The following is a 19,822-nucleotide window of genomic DNA, read 5'->3' on the forward strand; positions in this document are numbered from 1 at the left end:
CCACGACAGTAAGTGCTTTAAACTATGGCTAAAATTATCGGCATCATCGTCGTATTCGCGAGTGTGCTTGGCGGATATGTGCTTTCTCACGGCAAAATCGCTGCGTTGATTCAGCCTTTCGAAGTGCTGATCATCGGGGGTGCTGCATTCGGTGCGTTTTTGCAGGCCAACCCTGGCCATATGACCATGCACGTGGTCAAAAAATCGTTGCAGATGTTCAGCACGCGCTTCACGCACACCTTTTATATCGAGGTGTTGGGCCTGGTCTACGAGATCCTCAACAAGAGCCGTCGTGAAGGCATGATGGCGATTGAAGCCGATATCGAAGACGCGGCGGCCAGTCCGATTTTTGCCAAGTACCCGGCTGTGCTCAAGGATGAACGTATGACCGCGTACATCTGCGACTACCTGCGCATCATGTCTACCGGCAACATGGCTCCCCACGAGCTGGAAGGCCTGTTCGACATGGAATTGCTGAGCCTTAAGGAAGAGCTTGAGCATCCGTCGCACGCGGTGACGGGTATTGCCGACGGTATGCCGGGTTTCGGTATCGTGGCTGCCGTACTGGGTATCGTGGTGACCATGGCCTCGCTGGGTGATGGCGATCAGAAATCCATCGGTCTGCACGTGGGCGCGGCGCTGGTCGGTACCTTCTTCGGTATTCTCGCGGCCTATGGTTTCTTCGGTCCACTGGCCAATACGCTGCGTCATGACGCCCGTGAAGAACTCAATGTCTACGAGGCCATCAAGGCTTCGCTGGTCGCCTCGGCGTCGGGCATGCCGCCATCGCTGGCTGTAGAGTTCGGTCGCAAGGTACTGTTCCCGTCGCATCGTCCGAGCTTCGCTGAGCTGGAACAAGCGGTTCGCGGTCGCTAAGCCATGGAGAACAATCAGCCCATTATCGTCAAGCGCGTCAAACGCTTTGACGCTGGCCATCACGGTGGCGCCTGGAAGATTGCGTTCGCCGACTTCGCGACGGCGATGATGGCGTTCTTTCTGGTGCTCTGGCTGCTGTCGACGGCCACGCCGGAACAGAAGCTTGCCATCGCTGGCTACTTCAAAGACCCGATAGGGTTCTCTGAAAGTGGTACGCCGTACATTATCGACCTGGGCGGTTCGCCTCAGTTGGCCCCTGAAAAGACTATCAACCCTGAGGTGAAGTCCGAGCCAACGCCTGACACCAGCATTCAGCTGGATAAGGACAAGGTCGAAACCATGGCCGAACAGGTTGAGCGTGAGCGTCTGGAGTTGTTGCTGCAGGAGCTGCAAAACAAGGTCGAAGAAAACCCGCAGCTACAGAAGTTCAAGGATCAGATCCTCTTCGAGATTACCCAGGACGGCCTGCGTATCCAGATCATGGACGCGGAAAACCGGCCGATGTTCGATTTGGGCAGTGCGCGCTTGCAGCCTTATTTCGAAGATATCCTGCTGGCCATGGCCGATACCATCAAGGCCGTACCGAACAAGATCAGCATCAGTGGCCACACGGATGCCAAGCCGTTCGCTGGTACGGGTGATTTCGGTAACTGGGAGCTTTCTGCCAACCGTGCCAACGCCGCTCGGCGTGCGCTGGTGGCGGGTGGTTACCCGGACACCCAGGTCGCTCGGGTAGTGGGTTATGCGTCGTCGTCGCTGTTTGATCGCGCTAACCCGTTCAATCCGGTTAACCGTCGTATCGATATCATCGTGCTGACCAAGAAGGCCCAGCGAGCGATGGAGGGTGAGCAGGCGCCTGCCGCGCCGGATGGCACTCAGCCAGGTGGTGCACCGGTTTCGCCGGGCGGCTCCAGCGGTGCAACTGCGCCAGAGCCCGAGCCTATGCAGCCACACGAGCTGCGCCAGAAGCTGAATATCTTCGAGGATGGTGTGTTGAAGATGGACGAGCCGGGCAAGCGTTAAGTCCAAGGCACTCAAAACGCCCGCGCAGAGCGATCTGCGCGGGCGTTTTGCTGTGTGCTGACGGGCTCGTTATTGCTTAGTAGCTGTCTTGCGGCAAGCTGGCAATGATCGAGCGGTAGCTGTTCATGCGCTGCTGCTGGATGCGCCCGTCTTCCAGTGCCTTGAGCAGGGCGCAGCCGGGTTCGCGATCATGCTTGCAGTCGCGGAAGCGGCAGGTGCCGAGCAGGTCATTGAACTCGATAAAGCCCGACTCGACATCAGCGCGGCTGACATGGCCCAGGCCGAACTCACGGATACCCGGTGAGTCGATCAGTTCGCCACCCCCGGGGAAGTGGAAGAGGCGGGCGGTCGTCGTGGTATGGGTGCCTTGGCCTGACCATTCGGACAGCGCGCCAACACGGGCTTGCACCTCGGGTAGCAGGCTGTTGACCAGCGATGACTTACCCACCCCCGACTGGCCGACGAACACACTGATATGGCCGTCGAGTTGGGACTGCAACTGTTGCATGCCGTCGCCATGGTGGGCCGAAACCTCCAGCAGCGGGTAACCCAGTTGCCGGTACACCGCCAGCAGTGCATTGAGTGCCGGGGCGTTCTGTTCGTCGATCAGGTCGGCCTTGTTCAGCAGGAGCAAGGGGCGAATACCGGCGTGTTCGGCGGCTACCAGGTAGCGGTCGATCAGGTTGGCATGCGGTTCGGGCATTGGTGCGAAGACGATCACGATCAGGTCGACGTTGGCCGCCACCGGTTTCAGCTGGCCGCGCGAGTCTGGGCGGCACAGTTCGGTGCTGCGCGGCATTTGCGCCACGATCACGCCAATGCCCTGGTTGCCTGCGCGCCAGACGACGCGGTCGCCGGTTACCAGTGCTGGCAGGTTCGCGCGAAGGTGGCAACGAAAGACCTGGCCGACCTGTTCGCCGTCCTGGGCCTCGACTTCAACTTGTACGCCAAAGTGGGCGATTACCAGGCCCAGTTGCTCGGGCCCCAAGTCGCCACCTTCGAGTACCTCCATGGCCTGTTGTTCGCGTTTGGCGGCGCGTGCAGCGCGTTCGCCCTGGATTTTTTCGATACGCCAGTTCTGGCGACGATTGAGCTGGCGTTTGGCCATGAAGGTTCCGTGCGGGAGGCAATATTAAATCGGTCTGGAGTTTAGCATGCTCCACTAGGCTAAACTGCGTAGCTACGTTGAGGAGCACACTGTATGCAGAACCCCCAGAACCTGATCTGGATCGATCTGGAAATGACCGGTCTGGACCCTGATCATGATGTCATCATCGAGATGGCCACGATTGTCACCGACAGTGACCTGAATACCCTGGCTGAAGGGCCGGTCATCGCGATCCATCACAGCGATGAGGTGCTGGCGCGCATGGACGAGTGGAACACTCGCACCCACGGCGCTTCGGGCCTGACTCAGCGCGTGCGTGAGAGCAAGGTCGACATGGCCGCCGCCGAAGCACAGACCCTGGCCTTCCTCGAGCAGTGGGTGCCGAAGGGCAAGTCGCCGATCTGTGGCAACAGCATCTGTCAGGACCGCCGCTTCCTCTACCGCCACATGCGTGAGCTGGAAAACTATTTCCACTACCGTAATCTCGACGTCTCAACCCTGAAGGAGCTGGCTGCACGCTGGGCGCCTGAGGTCCGCGACAGTTTCAAGAAAGGTGGAACCCATCTGGCACTGGACGACATCCGCGAATCCATTGCCGAGCTGCGTCACTACCGCGAGCACTTCATCAAGTTCTGATGCGGCGCGCACCCGGGGTGTGCGGATTATCCTCCGTGCGCCCCCTTTTGGTGCTGCGGGCAACTGGGTAGACTGCGCGCCCCTTTGCTCGGATCTGCACCATGTTGTTGATGCTCTACTTGATTGCAATCACCGCTGAAGCCATGACGGGTGCGTTGTCGGCCGGTCGTCGCGGCATGGATTGGTTCGGCGTGGTGCTGATCGCCTGCATTACCGCACTGGGCGGTGGCTCGGTGCGGGATGTACTGCTGGGGCATTACCCGCTGACCTGGGTCAAGCACCCCGAGTACCTGGTGCTGACCAGTGTTGCGGCGCTGGTTACTATCTTCATTGCCCCCTTGATGCGCCACCTGCGTTCGCTGTTCCTGGTGCTTGATGCGCTGGGGTTGGTGGCCTTCACCCTGATTGGCTGCATGACCGCCCTGGAAATGGGCCAGAGCTTTTTGGTTGCCTCGATCAGTGGGGTCATTACCGGGGTCTTCGGCGGCATCCTGCGCGACATCTTCTGCAACGACATCCCACTGATATTCCGTCGTGAGCTCTATGCCAGCGTCTCTTTCGCTGCGGCCTGGTGCTACCTGGCCTGCGTTGCGCTGGAGCTGCCAGGCGAGCAGGCCATTCTGCTCACCTTGTTCGGCGGCTTCCTGTTGCGCCTATTGGCCATTCGTTTTCACTGGGAAATGCCCAAGTTCCATTACAACGACGAGCAATGATCAAACCGAGAGGGGGGGCAACCGCTCGGCATGTTGCCTTAGCGCCCACTCGACGTGCTCGCGTACCAGATCGGAAGGGTAGTCGCGACGCGCCTTGAGGGCTTCCAGCACGGGAATGCTCGAGGGCGCGTTGCCCAGGCCCACGGCAAGGTTGCGCAGCCAGCGCTCATAGCCGGCCCGGCGCAACGGCGAGCCCTCGGTGCTGGCCAGGAATTTTTCTTCATCCCAGAGAAACAGCTCGGCCAACTCGGCGTTGTCCAGGTTGTGTCGAGGCTTGAAGTCGTGCTCTTCGGTTGGGCGAGCAAAGCGGTTCCAGGGGCAGACAATCTGGCAGTCGTCGCAACCGAAGACCCGGTTGCCAATGAGGGCGCGCAGGTCTTCGGGGATGGCGTTTTTCAGCTCGATGGTCAGGTAGGAAATGCAGCGTCGGGCATCCAGTACATAGGGGCCGACGAAGGCTTTGGTCGGGCAGATATCCAGGCAGGCACTGCAGCGACCACAATGCTCGCTGGTCTGTGCCGGGTCGACGGGCAGTGGAATGTCGACGAACAGTTCGGCAAGGAAGAAGTAGCTGCCGGCCTTGCGGTTCAACAGCAGGGTGTTTTTGCCGATCCAGCCGAGTCCGGCCTGCTCGGCGATGGCTTTTTCCAGCACCGGGGCACTGTCGACAAAGGCGCGAAAGCCAAAGGGGCCAATAGCCTGCTGGATACGCTCGGCCAGTTGTTGAACGCGCTTGCGGACCAGCTTGTGATAGTCGCGGCCCAGGGCGTAGCGGGAAATGTACGCTTTTTCGGGTTGTGCCAGGCGTTGTGCCATCTGGGTGTCGCCCGGCAGGTAGTCCATGCGCAGCGAAACCACCCTAAGCGTACCGGGTACCAGTTCCTCAGGGTGCGAGCGCTTGCTGCCGTGGGCGCCCATGTAGTCCATCTCGCCGTGGTAACCGGCTTCAAGCCAGCGCTCCAGGTGTTTTTCATGCTCGCCAAGTGCCACCCCGGCAATACCGACATGGGCAAAGCCAAGCTCGCGGCCCCATTCCTTGATGGATTGGGCCAGGGCGGGAAGATCAGTGACAGGAACAGGCATGCTAAACAAGGCAATCAGGACTCAGGTGCGTATAATTCTGCCAGACATCGGAGTCCAGTACGCATGCCGCATACCAAACACATCGCAAAAGACGTGCTGACGCTTGAGGGCGACAGCCTGCCGTTGCTTGCAGCACGACCCGTTGATGCACATAAGGGCCAGTTTGGTCATGTGCTGGTAATCGGTGGGGATCGCGGCACCGGCGGTGCCGGGCTTCTGGCGGCAGAGGCTGCCCTGCGCTGTGGTGCCGGGCTGGTTTCACTGGCGACCCGTGGCGAACACCTGGCTGCAGCGCAGGCGCGGTTGCCGGAAGTGATGAGCCTGGGTGTGCAGTCGGCCAACCAGTTGATGGCGCCGTTGTCACGTGCCTCGGTGTTGGTGGTGGGGCCAGGTCTGGGGCAGGCGGCTTGGGGTCGTAGCTTGTTGTCAGCCCTTGTTGATGTGGGGTTGCCGCAGGTGTGGGATGCCGATGCGTTGAACCTGTTGGCGCGCTCGCCCTTGTCGGTGCCCGCCCATAGCATTCTGACCCCGCATCCGGGTGAGGCCGCACGTTTGCTGGGTATCGCCACCGAAGCGGTGCAGGTGGACCGGGCCGGGGCGGCACGCAAGCTGGCGCGCAAATATGCGGCGGTGTGCATTCTCAAGGGCGCCGGCAGCCTGGTTGCTGCTCCGGATGGTCATCTGGCCATGTGTCAGCATGGGCATCCGGCCATGGCAACAGCAGGCTTGGGTGATGTGCTCAGTGGTGTGCTGGGGGCACTGCTGGCGCAGGGAATGGCACCATGGCAGGCCGCCTGTCTTGGTGTTTGGTTGCATGCCCGTGCCGGAGAGCGGCAGGGTGAAAAAGGGCGTGGCCTGGCGGCCAGTGACCTGATTCCAGAGATTCGTCAGTTGTTGGAGGAGCATTCAGCGTGTCAGGTGTAACCCTGTTTATGGCCGATGAGCAGGCCATGGTCGATTTCGGCGCACGTATTGCCGAGGTGACTGAAGGTCGTGGCGTGATCTTTCTCGAGGGCGACCTCGGGGCGGGCAAGACTACCCTGTCGCGCGGCATTATCCGTGGGCTCGGGCATCGTGGCGCGGTGAAAAGCCCGACGTTTACCCTGGTGGAACCCTATGAGATAGGTGACAAGCGTGCCTTCCACTTTGACCTGTATCGTCTGGTCGATCCCGAAGAGCTCGAGTACATGGGCATTCGTGACTATTTTGATGATGACGCCCTGTGTCTGCTGGAGTGGCCCCAAAAGGGGGCGGGCATTTTGCCAAAGCCTGACCTGACCATTACCATAAGCCCACAAGCGGGCGGTCGTTCGCTGAACCTGTTGCCGCAGGGCTCGCGCGGCGAAGCCTGGTGTGTCGCTCTGGCCTTGGAATTCAAATAGAAAATGGGGATAGGTATGCGCATTCGCGCACTGGTTGCCGTCGTAGGACTATTGCTTACGGTCGTGACCGTTGACGCTTTGGCCGTCACTCAAGTCAAAAGCGTGCGTTTGTGGCGGGCGCCGGACAACACGCGGCTGGTATTCGACCTGTCGGGGCCTGTGCAGCACAGCGTATTCACGCTGAGTGCGCCGGATCGCCTGGTGATCGACATCAACGGCGCTACCATGGCCGCGCCGCTGTCGCTTCCCACTGCCAATACCCCGATTACCAGTGTGCGCTCGGCGCAACGTACCCCGACTGACCTGCGTGTGGTGATTGACCTTAGCAAGGCAGTCAACCCCAAGAGTTTCATTCTGGCTCCGAATCAGCAGTACGGTAACCGCCTGGTGGTGGACCTGTTCGATCAGGACGCCGATACCTCGCCGTCGACGCCAGCACCGCCGCCGACCACTGCAACCGCGCCTGCCGTTCCGGTCACGCCTGCGCAGCCTGCGATCAAATTGCCGCCGGTACCGAATGGCAAGCGCGATATTGTCATCGCCATCGATGCCGGTCACGGCGGTGAAGACCCGGGCGCCTCGGGCTCGCGTGGCCAGCATGAGAAAGACATTGTCCTGGCGATCGCCAAGGAACTGCAGCGCCAGATCAATACCGAGAAGGGCTTTCGCGCCGAACTGACCCGTACCGGCGACTACTTCATCCCGCTGCGTAAACGTACCGAGATTGCCCGCAAGAAAGGCGCCGACCTGTTCATTTCGATCCACGCCGACGCGGCGCCCTCCACGGCAGCTTTCGGTGCCTCGGTGTTTGCCTTGTCCGACCGTGGTGCGACGTCGGAAACCGCGCGTTGGCTGGCGGACAGCGAGAACCGTTCCGACCTGATCGGTGGTGCCGGTAACGTCAGCCTGGATGACAAGGACCGCATGCTGGCCGGGGTACTGCTCGACCTGTCGATGACCGCCTCGCTGAGTTCCAGCCTGAACGTTGGGCAAAAGGTATTGGGTAACATTGGCCGGATCACCCCGTTGCACAAGCGTCGGGTTGAACAGGCAGGCTTCATGGTGCTGAAGTCGCCGGATATCCCGTCGATCCTCGTGGAAACCGGGTTTATCTCTAACGCCAACGAGGCGTCCAAGCTGGCCACGCCTAGCCATCAGCAGTCGCTGGCGCGTTCTATCCACAGTGGCGTGCGGCAGTTCTTCCAGCAAAACCCGCCGCCGGGCACCTATGTGGCCTGGCTGCGTGACAGTGGCAAGATCGCCCAGGGGCCACGTGAACATGTGGTGCGTCCTGGCGAAACGCTGGCGATGATTGCCGTGCGTTATCAGGTCAGCGTGGCGACGCTGCGCAGTGCCAACAGCCTCAAGACCGATGAACTGAAGGTTGGTCAGAACCTGGACATTCCCAGTGCCACCCTGGCGGCCCAGCAATGAGTACCAGCGCTCGAATCGAGCTGCTTAGCCCGAGGCTCGCCAACCAGATTGCCGCCGGTGAAGTTGTTGAGCGTCCGGCTTCGGTGATCAAGGAACTGTTGGAGAACAGTCTTGATTCCGGCGCCCGGCGTATCGATGTGGACGTGGAGCAGGGGGGGGTCAAACTGCTGCGCGTACGTGATGACGGTAGCGGTATCTCTGCCGATGATCTGCCACTGGCGCTGGCACGCCACGCTACTAGCAAGATTCGCGACCTCGAAGACCTGGAACGGGTAATGAGCCTGGGTTTTCGCGGTGAGGCGCTGGCGTCGATCAGCTCGGTTGCACGCCTGACCCTGACCTCGCGCACCCGTGACGCCGACCAGGCCTGGCAGGTCGAAACCGAGGGGCGCGACATGGCGCCAAGGGTGCAGCCTGCGGCGCATCCGGTAGGAACGTCGGTGGAAGTCCGGGACCTGTTCTTCAATACGCCGGCCCGGCGCAAGTTCCTCAAGACTGAAAAGACCGAATTCGATCACCTTCAGGAAGTCATCAAGCGCCTTGCGCTGGCACGTTTCGATGTGGCGTTCCACTTGCGCCATAACGGCAAGACCATCCTGAGCCTGCATGAGGCCAATGACGATGTGGCCCGGGCGCGGCGCGTTGCCGCGGTTTGCGGCCCCGCGTTCCTTGAGCAGGCGTTGCCGATCGAGATCGAGCGTAACGGCTTGCACCTGTGGGGCTGGGTCGGCTTGCCGACCTTCTCTCGCAGCCAGGCAGACCAGCAGTATTTCTTCGTCAACGGTCGGGCCGTGCGCGACAAGCTGGTGGCTCATGCGGTACGCCAGGCCTACCGCGACGTGCTGTTCAACGGCCGGCATCCGACCTTTGTGCTGTTCTTCGAGGTTGACCCTACGGGTGTCGACGTCAACGTGCATCCAACCAAGCACGAAGTGCGCTTCCGTGACGGCCGTATGGTGCATGACTTCCTCTACGGCACGTTGCACCGGGCGCTGGCTGATGTTCGTCCGGAAGATCAGGTGGCGGCGCCTGCGGCAGTGCCCGAAGCGATTCGGCCGAGTGGGCTGGCGGCGGGCGAGTTTGGTCCTCAGGGCGAGATGCGCCTGGCGGCCAACCTGCTCGAGCAGCCTGTGGCCGAGCCTGTGTCTCGTCCGGCCGGCAGTGGTTCGGGTGCCGGTTACGGGTATCAGTACACCCCGCGTCCTGCTTCGCCGATGCCAACGGCGGAAACCCAGAGTGTCTACCGCGAGTTCTTTGCCCCGCTGCCCGAAACTGCAGCGGTCGCCTTGCCGGAAGGCCAGGGCGACATTCCGCCGTTGGGCTATGCCCTGGCCCAGCTCAAGGGTATCTATATCCTGGCCGAAAACGCTCAGGGGCTGGTGCTGGTGGACATGCATGCGGCCCATGAGCGGATCATGTATGAGCGCCTGAAAATCGCCATGGCCAGTGAGGGGCTTAGTGGGCAGCCACTGTTGGTGCCGGAGTCGCTGGCATTGAGTCAGCGTGAGGCTGACTGTGCTGAAGAGCATGCCCAGTGGTTCCAGCGCCTGGGCTTCGAGTTGCAGCGCCTTGGCCCGGAAACCCTGGCAATCCGGCAGATTCCGGCCTTGCTCAAGCAGGCTGAAGCCAATCGCCTGGTTCAGGATGTCTTGGCCGACCTGATGGAGTACGGCACCAGTGACCGTATTCAGGCACACTTGAACGAGTTGTTGGGCACCATGGCCTGTCATGGCGCGGTGCGTGCCAATCGCCGTCTGGCGGTGGCAGAAATGAATGGCTTGCTGCGCGATATGGAAAACACCGAGCGCAGCGGTCAATGTAACCATGGTCGTCCGACCTGGACCCAATTGGGCCTGGATGACCTGGACAAACTGTTCTTGCGTGGTCGTTGATATGCCTGCTTCCAGGCCGCCGGCAATTTTTCTGATGGGCCCGACTGCCGCGGGCAAGACCGATCTGGCCATCGAACTTACAAAAGTATTGCCCTGCGAACTGATCAGCGTTGACTCTGCGCTGGTCTATCGCGGTATGGATATCGGCACGGCCAAGCCGTCCAAGGATATTCTGGCGGCTCACCCGCATCGCCTGATCGACATTCTGGACCCCGCAGAGAGCTACTCGGCCGCGGACTTCCGGCGCGATGCCCTGGAAGCCATGGCTGAAATCACTGCGCGGGGCAATATCCCGCTGTTGGTGGGCGGTACCATGTTGTACTACAAGGCGCTGCTCGAAGGGTTGGCCGATATGCCGCCTGCCGATCCGCAGGTGCGGGCGGAAATCGAAGACGAAGCCCTGCGCCTTGGATGGCAAGCCCTGCACGATCAACTGGCGGCCATCGATCCGGTATCTGCGGCGCGTATTCATCCCAATGATCCGCAGCGGCTGATGCGTGCGCTGGAGGTCTATCGGGTCAGCGGCTTGAGCATGACGGCCCATCGAGAGCGTCAATCTGCGCAAAGTAGCGTACTAGGCGCGTCGGGACAGGGGCAATTGCCCTATACTGTCGCCAGTTTGGCGATCGCACCGAAGGACCGGCAGGTTCTGCATGAGCGAATTGCACTGCGCTTTGGTCAAATGTTGGAACAGGGCTTCGTTGATGAGGTCCGATTGCTGCGTGCCAGAAGTGACTTGCATGCCGGATTGCCGTCTATACGAGCAGTCGGTTATCGCCAGGTATGGGATCATCTCGATGGCAAGTTGACTTCAGTTGAAATGCAGGAGCGCGGCATTATTGCCACTCGCCAGTTGGCGAAGCGGCAGTTTACCTGGTTGCGTAGTTGGGCTGATCTGCACTGGCTGGATAGCCTGGCTTGCGACAATCTGTCTCGCACCTTGAAATACTTGGGATCGGCCTCCATATTGAGCTGAGTCCTTGCAATTGCCGTCTATCCTTGGGGTGGGGCGGCCTGAGCCATCAGTTTTTTTTGAATTTTCTTACTATTGATCCTTACAGGAGTGCGGCACATGTCAAAAGGGCATTCGCTACAAGACCCTTACTTGAATACTTTGCGAAAAGAAAAGGTCGGGGTCTCGATCTATCTGGTCAACGGCATCAAACTGCAAGGCACGATCGAATCGTTTGACCAATTCGTGATTCTGCTGAAGAACACCGTCAGCCAAATGGTTTACAAGCACGCTATCTCGACAGTGGTTCCAGTGCGTCCAATCCGTCTGCCAAGCGCAGCTGATGCCGAACACGGTGACGCTGAGCCAGGTAACGCCTGATAGGAGTCTGCTTTGTTCTTTGAGCGCCACGGTGGTGGTGAACGGGCGATCCTCGTTCACTTGGAAGGTCAGGACCCTGAGGCGCGCGAAGACCCGCAGGAGTTTCAGGAGCTGGCAGTGTCGGCAGGTGCCGATATCGTTGCGTTCGTCACGGTGACGCGACACCAGCCTTCCGCCAAATTCCTGATTGGCACTGGCAAGGTCGAGGAGTTGCGCGACCTGGTCAAAGCCGAAGAAGCGGACCTGGTGATTTTCAATCACACCCTGACGCCCAGTCAGGAACGTAACCTCGAACGCGTTTTCGAGTGTCGCGTGCTTGACCGTACCGGTTTGATTCTCGATATCTTCGCCCAGCGCGCACGTACCCACGAAGGCAAACTGCAGGTTGAGCTGGCTCAGCTAGAGCACATGAGCACGCGCCTGGTACGCGGCTGGACCCACCTCGAGCGACAGAAGGGCGGTATTGGTCTGCGAGGCCCGGGTGAAACCCAGCTGGAAACCGACCGTCGCCTGTTGCGAGTCCGTCTGCGGCAAATCAAGGCACGCCTGGAAAAGGTGCGCAGCCAGCGTGAGCAGGCGCGTCGTGGACGCAAGCGTGCAGACATCCCGTCAGTCTCGCTGGTGGGGTATACCAACGCCGGCAAGTCGACCCTCTTCAATGCCCTGACCGCCTCCGAGGTGTATGCAGCCGACCAGCTGTTCGCCACCCTCGACCCGACCTTGCGCCGCCTGGAGCTCGACGATGTCGGGCCGATCGTGCTGGCCGATACCGTGGGCTTCATTCGTCATCTGCCGCACAAGCTGGTTGAAGCTTTTCGAGCTACGCTCGAAGAGTCGAGCAACTCTGATTTGCTGTTGCACGTGATCGATGCCCATGAGCCGGAGCGCATGGCACAGATCGAGCAAGTCATGGCAGTGCTCAGTGAGATCGGTGCTGAAGGCTTGCCGATACTTGAGGTGTATAACAAACTCGACCTGCTTGAAGGTGTAGAGCCTCAGATTCAGCGTAACCAAGAAGGTAAACCGCAACGTGTCTGGGTGTCGGCACGTGACGGACGCGGTCTGGAGCTGGTCGGGCAGGCGATTGCCGAATTGCTGGGGGATGACCTGTTCATCGGTACCTTGCGCCTTGAGCAGCGCTATGCGCGATTGCGTGCGCAGTTCTTTGCGCTCGGTGCGGTGCAGAGCGAAGAACACGATGAAGAAGGTAACAGCCTGCTGGCGGTGCGGTTGTCGCGAATAGAGTTCAATCGACTGGTCAGTCGTGAAGGGATGAAACCGTTGGATTTCATCGAGCAACACACTTTGCAATAAATGCCAGGCCTAGCGGTCAGGCAGCCGTGACAGGCATTCTGTAGCATTGGACGGCGCGCCGTGAGCGCGTCTTTGCTTTATCAGATGGAGAGCGCTATGGCTTGGAATGAGCCGGGTGGCAACTCGAACAATCAGGACCCTTGGGGTGGCCGCCGTGGTGGCGACAAGAAAGGGCCGCCGGATCTCGACGAAGCCTTCCGCAAGCTGCAGGACAGCCTGAACGGTATGTTCGGCAGTGGCAAGAAACGTGGCGGCGACAGCGGCACCAACAAGGGCGGTGGTTTTGGCCTGCTGGGTGTCGGTCTCGCCGTGTTGGCGGCTATCTGGCTTTACAGCGCCGTCTATGTGGTTGACGAGCAGGAGCAGGCAGTCGTTCTGCGCTTCGGCAAATACTACGAAACGGTTGGCGCGGGCCTGAACATCTACTTCCCGCCGATCGATCGCAAGTACATGGAAAACGTCACCCGCGAGCGTGCCTATACCAAGCAGGGGCAAATGCTGACTGAAGACGAGAATATCGTCGAAGTGCCGTTGACCGTGCAGTACAAGATCACCAACCTGCAGGATTTCGTGCTGAACGTCGATCAGCCTGAAGTCAGCCTGCAGCACGCGACCGACAGCGCATTGCGCCACGTGGTGGGCTCCACCGCGATGGATCAGGTGCTGACCGAAGGCCGTGAACAGATGGCGGTCGAGATCAAGGAGCGCTTGCAGCGTTTCCTCGACACCTACCGTACCGGTATCACCGTCACTCAGGTGAACGTGCAGAGCGCGGCAGCCCCGCGTGAAGTGCAGGAAGCTTTCGATGACGTGATTCGCGCCCGTGAAGACGAGCAGCGTGCCCGCAACCAGGCTGAAACCTACGCCAATGGCGTGGTGCCGGAAGCCCGTGGTCAGGCGCAGCGTATCATCGAGGACGCCAACGGTTATCGCGACGAAGTGGTTTCTCGTGCCAAGGGTGAGGCGGATCGCTTTACCAAGTTGGTGGCCGAGTACCGCAAGGCGCCTGAGGTGACCCGTCAGCGTCTGTACCTGGACACCATGCAGGAAGTCTACAGCAACACCAGCAAGGTGCTGGTCTCTGGCAAAGACGGCCAGAGCAACCTGCTCTACCTGCCGCTGGACAAGATGATCGAAAACACGCGCAGTAGTGCTCCTGTGAGCAGCGTGCCGGTCTCGGTCAATGATGCAGCCAACCGTGCTGCCACTGACCTGCAACAGCAGCAACGTGAGTCGCGTTCTAGGGAGAGCCGCTGATGAGCAATAAATCGCTGATCGCCCTGATCGTTGGCGTAGTGCTGGCGATCGTGGCCTGGAACAGCTTCTACATCGTTGCCCAGACCGAACGCGCCGTGTTGCTGCAATTCGGTCGTGTGGTGAAAACTGACGTTCAGCCTGGCCTGCACGTGAAGGTGCCGTACGTTAACCAGGTGCGCAGGTTCGATGCCCGCCTGATGACCCTCGATGCTCCGACCCAGCGTTTCCTGACGCTGGAGAAGAAAGCCGTGATGGTCGATGCCTACGCCAAATGGCGGGTCAAGGACGCCGAGCGCTTCTACACCGCTACCTCGGGCCTGAAGCAGATCGCCGACGAGCGTCTGTCGCGTCGTCTGGAAAGCGGCCTGCGTGACCAGTTCGGTAAGCGTACCCTGCACGAAGTGGTGTCCGGTGAGCGTGACGCCTTGATGGCGGACATCACCGCTTCGCTGAACCGCATGGCCAACAAGGAGCTGGGCATCGAAGTCGTCGATGTTCGGGTCAAGGCCATCGACTTGCCGAAGGAAGTGAACCGCAGCGTGTTCGAGCGCATGAGCACCGAGCGTGAGCGTGAAGCCCGTGAGCACCGTGCCAAGGGTAACGAGCTGGCTGAAGGTATCCGTGCCGATGCTGACCGTCAGCGCCGTGTGCTGCTGGCTGAAGCCTATCGCGAGTCGGAAGAGGTGCGTGGTGATGGCGATGCCCAGGCAGCGGCCATCTATGCCAAGGCCTACGGCCAGGACCAGGAGTTCTACGCGTTCTACCGTAGTCTCAAGGCCTACCGTGAGAGCTTCGCGAACAAGAGCGACGTGCTGGTACTCGACCCAAGCAGCGATTTCTTCCGCTTCATGGGCAAGACCAAGCCTTGATGATGTACCCCGCCGGGCGGCTAATACCTCTGGCGGGGTGATCCTGCGCGAAAACGGGTGTATGATGCGGCAGCCGGGAAATTCCCGGCTTTTTTGCGTCTGCATGTTTGATCGGCAGCGCAGCAAGGTTTTCGAGGGTATCGCCCCGGCTTGAAGCGCCTGTACAGGCGGCGTCAGGCGATACCTGCTTCACTCAAGGCGGGCCTGCGGACAGGCCGTCGGGACCCAAGGGGAATGGCGTAATGGCAACGGTAGACCGCTGGCTGCTGCCAGATGGCATCGAAGAAGTACTGCCACCGGAAGCGGCGCGCATCGAAATCGCGCGTCGTCAGGTGTTGGATCTGTTCCAGAGCTGGGGCTACGAGTTTGTCGTAACCCCTCATATCGAGTACCTGGAATCGCTGCTTACCGGTGCCGGCCAGGACCTGGACCTGCGTACCTTCAAGGTCGTCGACCCACAATCCGGTCGGCAGATGGGCTTCCGTGCCGACATCACGCCGCAGGTGGCGCGTATCGACGCGCACACCCTGCGTCGTGAGGGCCCAAACCGACTGTGCTATGCCGGCAGCGTGCTGCATGCGTTGCCTCGGGCGCTTTCGACCTCGCGCAGCCCGATTCAGCTGGGCGCCGAGCTGTATGGCGATGCCAGCCCGGTCAGCGACGTCGAGGTGATCAGCCTCATGCTCGCAACGCTGCAACTGGCTGACGTGGCGGACGTCCACATGGACCTCGGGCATGTCGGTATCTACCGCGGCCTGGCGCGTGCCGCCGGGTTGTCCGGTGCGGTTGAGCAGCAGTTGTTCGACGCACTGCAGCGCAAGGCCGTCGACGAAGTTGAAGCACTCACGGCAAACCTTCCGGCAGAGCTGGGCGGCATGCTGCGCGCCCTGACCGAATTGTGCGGCGGGCGAGAAGTGCTGGAAGCGGCGCGTGTGCGCCTGGGGCGTGCACCTGCAGCGGTACTGGCTGCGCTGGATGATCTGCTGGCGATTGCCGAGCGCTTGTCCGCGCGTTATCCAGACCTGCCGCTGTATTTCGACCTGGGTGAGTTGCGTGGTTATCACTACCACACCGGCGTTGTGTTCGCCGTGTTCGTTCCGGGTGTCGGTCAGTCGATCGCCCAGGGCGGCCGCTACGATGATATCGGCGCGGATTTCGGTCGGGCGCGCCCGGCCACCGGTTTCTCTACGGATTTGAAGACCCTGGTCACACTGGGGCGAGCCGAAGTCGTGTTGCCGTCTGGCGGGATCTGGATGCCCGACAGCAGCGATGCCGCGCTTTGGCAACAGGTCTGCCAGTTGCGTAGCGAAGGTCAGCGTGTGGTTCAGGCATTGCCTGGGCAACCGTTGTCCGCCGCCCGCGAGGCAGATTGTGATCGGCAATTGATTCAGCAAAACGGGCTTTGGCAGGTTCTGCCACTGGCCATTTGAGTTTTCCCGCCGGCGATGCCCGGCGCCAAGTTTGCGCGAATGAGGACAAGTGTTATGGGTAAGAATGTCGTAGTCCTGGGCACCCAGTGGGGTGATGAGGGCAAAGGCAAGATCGTCGATCTGCTGACCGAACATGCTGCCGCCGTAGTGCGCTACCAAGGCGGTCACAACGCCGGTCACACCTTGGTGATCGACGGCGAGAAGACCGTGCTGCACCTGATTCCATCGGGCGTACTGCGCGAAGGCGTGCAGTGCCTGATCGGCAACGGCGTGGTGGTTGCACCAGACGCCCTGCTGCGTGAAATCACCAAGCTGGAAGAAAAAGGTGTACCGGTGCGTGAGCGCCTGCGCATCAGCCCATCCTGCCCGCTGATCCTGTCCTACCATGTAGCGCTGGACCAGGCCCGTGAAAAGGCCCGTGGCGAGCTGAAGATCGGCACCACTGGTCGTGGCATCGGCCCGGCCTACGAAGACAAGGTTGCCCGTCGCGGCCTGCGTATCGGTGACCTGTTCCACCGTGAGCGTTTCGCTGCCAAGCTCGGCGAGCTGCTGGACTACCACAACTTCGTGCTGGTCAATTACTACAAAGAGCCTGCGATCGACTTCCAGAAGACCCTGGACGAGTGCATGGCCTTTGCAGAAGAGCTGAAGCCGATGATGCTCGACGTCACTGCCGAGCTGCATGCTCTGCGTCGCGACGGCAAGGACATCATGTTCGAAGGTGCCCAGGGTTCGCTGCTGGACATCGACCACGGCACCTACCCGTATGTCACCAGCTCGAACACCACTGCTGGCGGTATCGCCACCGGTTCCGGTTTTGGCCCGATGTACCTGGACTACATCCTGGGTATCACCAAGGCCTACACCACTCGCGTTGGCTCCGGTCCATTCCCGACCGAACTGTTCGACGACGTTGGTGCTTTCCTGGCCAAGCGTGGCCATGAGTTCGGTGCTACCACGGGCCGTGCCCGCCGTTGTGGCTGGTTCGACGCCGTGATCCTGCGTCGCGCCATCGAAATCAACAGCATCTCCGGCCTGTGCCTGACCAAGCTGGACGTCCTCGACGGCCTGGAAACCATCCGTATCTGCGTTGGCTACAAGAACGAGAACGGTGCGGTTATCGATGCACCGACCGATGCCGACAGCTACATCGGCCTGGAGCCGGTCTACGAAGAAATGCCGGGCTGGAGCGAGTCGACCCTGGGTGCCAAGACCCTGGAAGAACTGCCGGCCAACGCCCGTGCCTACATCAAGCGTGTGGAAGAGCTGGTCGGCGCGCCGATCGACATCATCTCCACCGGCCCTGACCGCAACGAGACCATCGTGCTGCGTCATCCGTTTGCCTGATATACGTTTGCGCTAAACACAAACCCCCGCTTTTTAGCGGGGGTTTTTTTTAAGCCAAAGACTGGTGCTGATCCCACAGGAAGCGCAGTGCTCAGGCATTTTATCGGGAGTGCGGCATGGGGATTGCTAAGAGAACCGTTACAGGTGAGCCATCATTTTAATGGCGCCAGAAAGTAGAGGGTTCTTTCGTGTCAGCCGTTCTCTCACTGTTACGAAGCCGCCTGTTGCGGCCTGTCTTTGTTGCCCTTGGTATCGCTCTTTTGGTGCAAGTGCTGGTAGCGGTAGCGCTTACCCGGAGCACGGTGACCACGCTTGAAGCGGATTTGGGCAATCGTTTGGGGGTCGACAGTCAGAAATTGTCGGCGGAATTGGAGCGTGCGGAGCAGGAGGTCAGCGCCGGTCTGGACAGCCTTTCGGCCAGTACTCGTCAGCGCCTGACGGGCGGGCTCTCGGCTCGTCTGGAAAGCGAGCAGGCGCAGTTACGAGCCACCCTGGAAAAAAACCTCAAGGACTCGGCCAATGACATGGCTGAGTTGCTGGCCTCTGTGGCGCCAAGAGCGATGTGGGACAACGATGTGCCGACCCTGTCGGAGTTCTCGCGACGGGCCCAGCGCAATCCCAATGTGCTCTTTGTGGTCTACGACGATGCTCAGGGTCAGCACTTGACTCGTTACCTGAACCGGCAAAACCCGATCAACCAGGCCTTGCTGGAAAAGGGTGAGGGAGAGCGGGCGCTGGACAAGGTGGTCAATGCTGCGCGCAACGATCCGTCGGTGTACTTCGTCGAGGCGCCGATCAACCCTAATGGTGTCGAGATCGGCAAAGTGCTCATGGGGGTATCCACGTCGTCAGTCGAACACGAACTGCAGGCCTTGGATCAGCGCTTCGCGGCGTTGATCGCCAGCGGTGATCAATTGGTGGGTGAGAGCCTGATGGGGGCAGCGGCAGACAGCACCAAGGCCTTGCGTGCGCGTTTGGAGGCAGCTCAGGCCAGTGCTGCGGGCATGCAGGCGAACACCTCGCAGAGCGTTCAGGAAGCCGCTGCTACGTTGCGTTGGAACATTGGTCTGGGGCTGGCGTTGGTCGGTTTTGGCGTGCTTCTGGTTGTGGCGGTGGTGCTGGGCCATCGGGTCGTCAGCAAGTTGCGTTTGCTCATTGCCGCGCTTAACGACTTGGCCGCTGGCGAGGGTGATCTGACCAAGCGTGTGCCGATTGATAGCCGTGACGAAATTGGTGACATGGCGACGGCGGTCAACCGCTTTGTCGACAAGTTACAGCCGATTGTTCGCGAAGCCGGTGAAGTGGCACAGCGTACGGGCATCGAAATCGGTGTCATGGCCCAGCACAATGCCGGCGCCGATGCGGCGGCCGAGTTGCAGCGTGATGAAGTGGCCGAAAGCCTGCGTGCCTTGTCGGCCATGGCTGATGAGGCGCAGAACGAAAGTCAGGTAATGCAGTCTGCCCTGCAACAGGTTGTGGACATTCGCCAGGCTACGGATGAAGGCAGCCGTACCTCGGCTCAGGTGGCCGGCCTGATCGAGGCCTTGGCCGGGCAGGTGCAGACCGGCTCGAAAGTGATCGAGCGACTGGCTGAGCAGAGCGAGCAGATTGAAGTGGTCTTGACGGTGATTCACGGTATTGCCGAGCAGACCAACCTGCTTGCGCTTAATGCGGCCATCGAGGCGGCTCGTGCGGGTGAAACAGGCCGGGGCTTTGCCGTGGTCGCGGATGAGGTGCGCGCGCTGGCCAGCAAGACTCAGAGCTCAACGGGTGATATTCAAGCCCACATCGGGGCCTTGCAGCAGGGCGCGCGGGAGGCCGTTGCGGCGATCAGCCAGGCAGGGCGTCAAGCCAGCGAGGGGTTGCTGGTACTGCGTGACAATGCGCGGGTACAGCAGGCCGTACAGGCCTCGGTCGAGCAGGTGCATGCGGCCATCGGTATGGCGACCCGTGCGGCTGAGGAGCAGGCCAGGGGTGCGCAGGCAGTACGTGGTCGAGTGGAAACCATTCATGAGCAAGCTGAGCGCGCTGCCAGGGTGGTTCAGCAAACGACGGCCAGCAGTAAAGTGCTGGACGATCTGGCGGCTCAGCTCAAGGCCAGCCTAGGGCAGTTCCGTGCCTGAAC

18 protein-coding genes are annotated in these 19,822 nt (G+C 60.6%); 16 read left to right on the forward strand and 2 right to left on the reverse strand.

The window, feature by feature from the left end:
- The first annotated feature begins 24 nt into the window (after positions 1-24).
- Positions 25-876 (forward strand): flagellar motor stator protein MotA, encoded by an 852-nt coding sequence (motA, locus tag ACZ9H3_RS17835; protein WP_065758745.1) that lies wholly within the window; start codon positions 25-27, stop codon positions 874-876.
- A gap of 3 nt (positions 877-879) precedes the next feature.
- On the forward strand, positions 880-1,899 hold the full coding sequence (motB, locus tag ACZ9H3_RS17840; RefSeq protein ID WP_476221778.1) for a flagellar motor protein MotB: 1,020 nt from the start codon (positions 880-882) through the stop codon (positions 1,897-1,899).
- Between the two features lie 76 nt (positions 1,900-1,975).
- On the opposite strand, the gene rsgA is transcribed toward motB, so the two are convergent.
- The gene (gene rsgA, locus ACZ9H3_RS17845) at positions 1,976-3,007 is read right to left on the reverse strand and encodes a small ribosomal subunit biogenesis GTPase RsgA (RefSeq protein ID WP_065758747.1); all 1,032 of its coding nucleotides are present in this window, start codon (positions 3,005-3,007) and stop codon (positions 1,976-1,978) included.
- A gap of 93 nt (positions 3,008-3,100) precedes the next feature.
- On the opposite strand from rsgA, the gene orn reads away from it, so the two are divergent.
- A complete protein-coding gene (gene orn, locus ACZ9H3_RS17850) occupies positions 3,101-3,643 on the forward strand; it encodes an oligoribonuclease (RefSeq protein ID WP_330522300.1) in 543 nt (180 codons plus the stop codon).
- Between the two features lie 101 nt (positions 3,644-3,744).
- On the forward strand, positions 3,745-4,356 hold the full coding sequence (locus tag ACZ9H3_RS17855) for a trimeric intracellular cation channel family protein (RefSeq protein ID WP_065758749.1): 612 nt from the start codon (positions 3,745-3,747) through the stop codon (positions 4,354-4,356).
- Here the strand turns inward: ACZ9H3_RS17855 and queG are convergent, their stop codons facing one another.
- Complete coding sequence (queG, locus tag ACZ9H3_RS17860; protein ID WP_476221781.1) at positions 4,357-5,439, reverse strand: tRNA epoxyqueuosine(34) reductase QueG; 1,083 nt, start codon at positions 5,437-5,439, stop codon at positions 4,357-4,359. It lies immediately after the preceding gene.
- 63 nt (positions 5,440-5,502) lie between these two features.
- Here queG and ACZ9H3_RS17865 point away from each other — a divergent pair, with 63 nt between their 5' ends.
- The 12 genes from ACZ9H3_RS17865 (at position 5,503) to ACZ9H3_RS17920 (ending at position 19,820) form a co-directional block, all read left to right on the forward strand.
- Positions 5,503-6,363: an NAD(P)H-hydrate dehydratase gene (locus ACZ9H3_RS17865; protein ID WP_099773408.1), complete on the forward strand. Its 861-nt coding sequence runs from the start codon at positions 5,503-5,505 to the stop codon at positions 6,361-6,363.
- Positions 6,351-6,821, forward strand: coding sequence for a tRNA (adenosine(37)-N6)-threonylcarbamoyltransferase complex ATPase subunit type 1 TsaE (gene tsaE, locus ACZ9H3_RS17870; protein WP_102052356.1), 471 nt, complete (start codon positions 6,351-6,353; stop codon positions 6,819-6,821). The genes ACZ9H3_RS17865 and tsaE overlap by 13 nt, the downstream gene beginning before the upstream one ends.
- A gap of 3 nt (positions 6,822-6,824) precedes the next feature.
- Complete coding sequence (locus ACZ9H3_RS17875) at positions 6,825-8,255, forward strand: N-acetylmuramoyl-L-alanine amidase (RefSeq protein ID WP_176717405.1); 1,431 nt, start codon at positions 6,825-6,827, stop codon at positions 8,253-8,255.
- Positions 8,252-10,147, forward strand: a complete 1,896-nt coding sequence (gene mutL / locus ACZ9H3_RS17880; RefSeq protein ID WP_476221785.1) for a DNA mismatch repair endonuclease MutL — start codon at positions 8,252-8,254, stop codon at positions 10,145-10,147. The genes ACZ9H3_RS17875 and mutL overlap by 4 nt, the downstream gene beginning before the upstream one ends.
- Position 10,148: 1 nt before the next feature.
- Complete coding sequence (gene miaA / locus ACZ9H3_RS17885; RefSeq protein WP_330522368.1) at positions 10,149-11,123, forward strand: tRNA (adenosine(37)-N6)-dimethylallyltransferase MiaA; 975 nt, start codon at positions 10,149-10,151, stop codon at positions 11,121-11,123.
- A gap of 96 nt (positions 11,124-11,219) precedes the next feature.
- Positions 11,220-11,480, forward strand: a complete 261-nt coding sequence (hfq, locus tag ACZ9H3_RS17890) for an RNA chaperone Hfq (protein ID WP_065758756.1) — start codon at positions 11,220-11,222, stop codon at positions 11,478-11,480.
- A 12-nt stretch (positions 11,481-11,492) separates the two neighbouring features.
- Complete coding sequence (gene hflX / locus ACZ9H3_RS17895; RefSeq protein ID WP_065758757.1) at positions 11,493-12,794, forward strand: ribosome rescue GTPase HflX; 1,302 nt, start codon at positions 11,493-11,495, stop codon at positions 12,792-12,794.
- Between the two features lie 96 nt (positions 12,795-12,890).
- Positions 12,891-14,051: an FtsH protease activity modulator HflK gene (hflK, locus tag ACZ9H3_RS17900; RefSeq protein WP_102052360.1), complete on the forward strand. Its 1,161-nt coding sequence runs from the start codon at positions 12,891-12,893 to the stop codon at positions 14,049-14,051.
- Entirely contained in the window at positions 14,051-14,920 is an 870-nt protein-coding gene (gene hflC, locus ACZ9H3_RS17905) for a protease modulator HflC (protein ID WP_102052361.1), read from the forward strand. Before hflK ends, hflC begins: the two co-directional genes overlap by 1 nt.
- 242 nt (positions 14,921-15,162) lie before the next feature.
- Positions 15,163-16,350, forward strand: coding sequence for an ATP phosphoribosyltransferase regulatory subunit (locus tag ACZ9H3_RS17910; RefSeq protein ID WP_099773413.1), 1,188 nt, complete (start codon positions 15,163-15,165; stop codon positions 16,348-16,350).
- A gap of 54 nt (positions 16,351-16,404) precedes the next feature.
- The gene (locus ACZ9H3_RS17915) at positions 16,405-17,697 is read left to right on the forward strand and encodes an adenylosuccinate synthase (RefSeq protein ID WP_065758761.1); all 1,293 of its coding nucleotides are present in this window, start codon (positions 16,405-16,407) and stop codon (positions 17,695-17,697) included.
- Between the two features lie 188 nt (positions 17,698-17,885).
- Positions 17,886-19,820, forward strand: coding sequence for a methyl-accepting chemotaxis protein (locus ACZ9H3_RS17920; protein ID WP_476221789.1), 1,935 nt, complete (start codon positions 17,886-17,888; stop codon positions 19,818-19,820).
- Positions 19,821-19,822 lie beyond the last annotated feature (2 nt).

It is taken from the genome of Pseudomonas sp. TE3910 (genome assembly GCF_056279025.1).

Bases quoted from the DNA above. Each gene is read 5' to 3' on its own strand.
- motA (WP_065758745.1), top strand. From the start codon at position 25: ATGGCTAAAATTATCGGCATCATCGTCGTATTCGCGAGTGTGCTTGGC.
- motB (WP_476221778.1), top strand. From the start codon at position 880: ATGGAGAACAATCAGCCCATTATCGTCAAGCGCGTCAAACGCTTTGAC.
- rsgA (WP_065758747.1), bottom strand. From the start codon at position 3,007: ATGGCCAAACGCCAGCTCAATCGTCGCCAGAACTGGCGTATCGAAAAA.
- orn (WP_330522300.1), top strand. From the start codon at position 3,101: ATGCAGAACCCCCAGAACCTGATCTGGATCGATCTGGAAATGACCGGT.
- ACZ9H3_RS17855 (WP_065758749.1), top strand. From the start codon at position 3,745: ATGTTGTTGATGCTCTACTTGATTGCAATCACCGCTGAAGCCATGACG.
- queG (WP_476221781.1), bottom strand. From the start codon at position 5,439: ATGCCTGTTCCTGTCACTGATCTTCCCGCCCTGGCCCAATCCATCAAG.
- ACZ9H3_RS17865 (WP_099773408.1), top strand. From the start codon at position 5,503: ATGCCGCATACCAAACACATCGCAAAAGACGTGCTGACGCTTGAGGGC.
- ACZ9H3_RS17875 (WP_176717405.1), top strand. From the start codon at position 6,825: ATGGGGATAGGTATGCGCATTCGCGCACTGGTTGCCGTCGTAGGACTA.
- mutL (WP_476221785.1), top strand. From the start codon at position 8,252: ATGAGTACCAGCGCTCGAATCGAGCTGCTTAGCCCGAGGCTCGCCAAC.
- miaA (WP_330522368.1), top strand. From the start codon at position 10,149: ATGCCTGCTTCCAGGCCGCCGGCAATTTTTCTGATGGGCCCGACTGCC.
- hfq (WP_065758756.1), top strand. From the start codon at position 11,220: ATGTCAAAAGGGCATTCGCTACAAGACCCTTACTTGAATACTTTGCGA.
- hflK (WP_102052360.1), top strand. From the start codon at position 12,891: ATGGCTTGGAATGAGCCGGGTGGCAACTCGAACAATCAGGACCCTTGG.
- hflC (WP_102052361.1), top strand. From the start codon at position 14,051: ATGAGCAATAAATCGCTGATCGCCCTGATCGTTGGCGTAGTGCTGGCG.
- ACZ9H3_RS17910 (WP_099773413.1), top strand. From the start codon at position 15,163: ATGGCAACGGTAGACCGCTGGCTGCTGCCAGATGGCATCGAAGAAGTA.
- ACZ9H3_RS17915 (WP_065758761.1), top strand. From the start codon at position 16,405: ATGGGTAAGAATGTCGTAGTCCTGGGCACCCAGTGGGGTGATGAGGGC.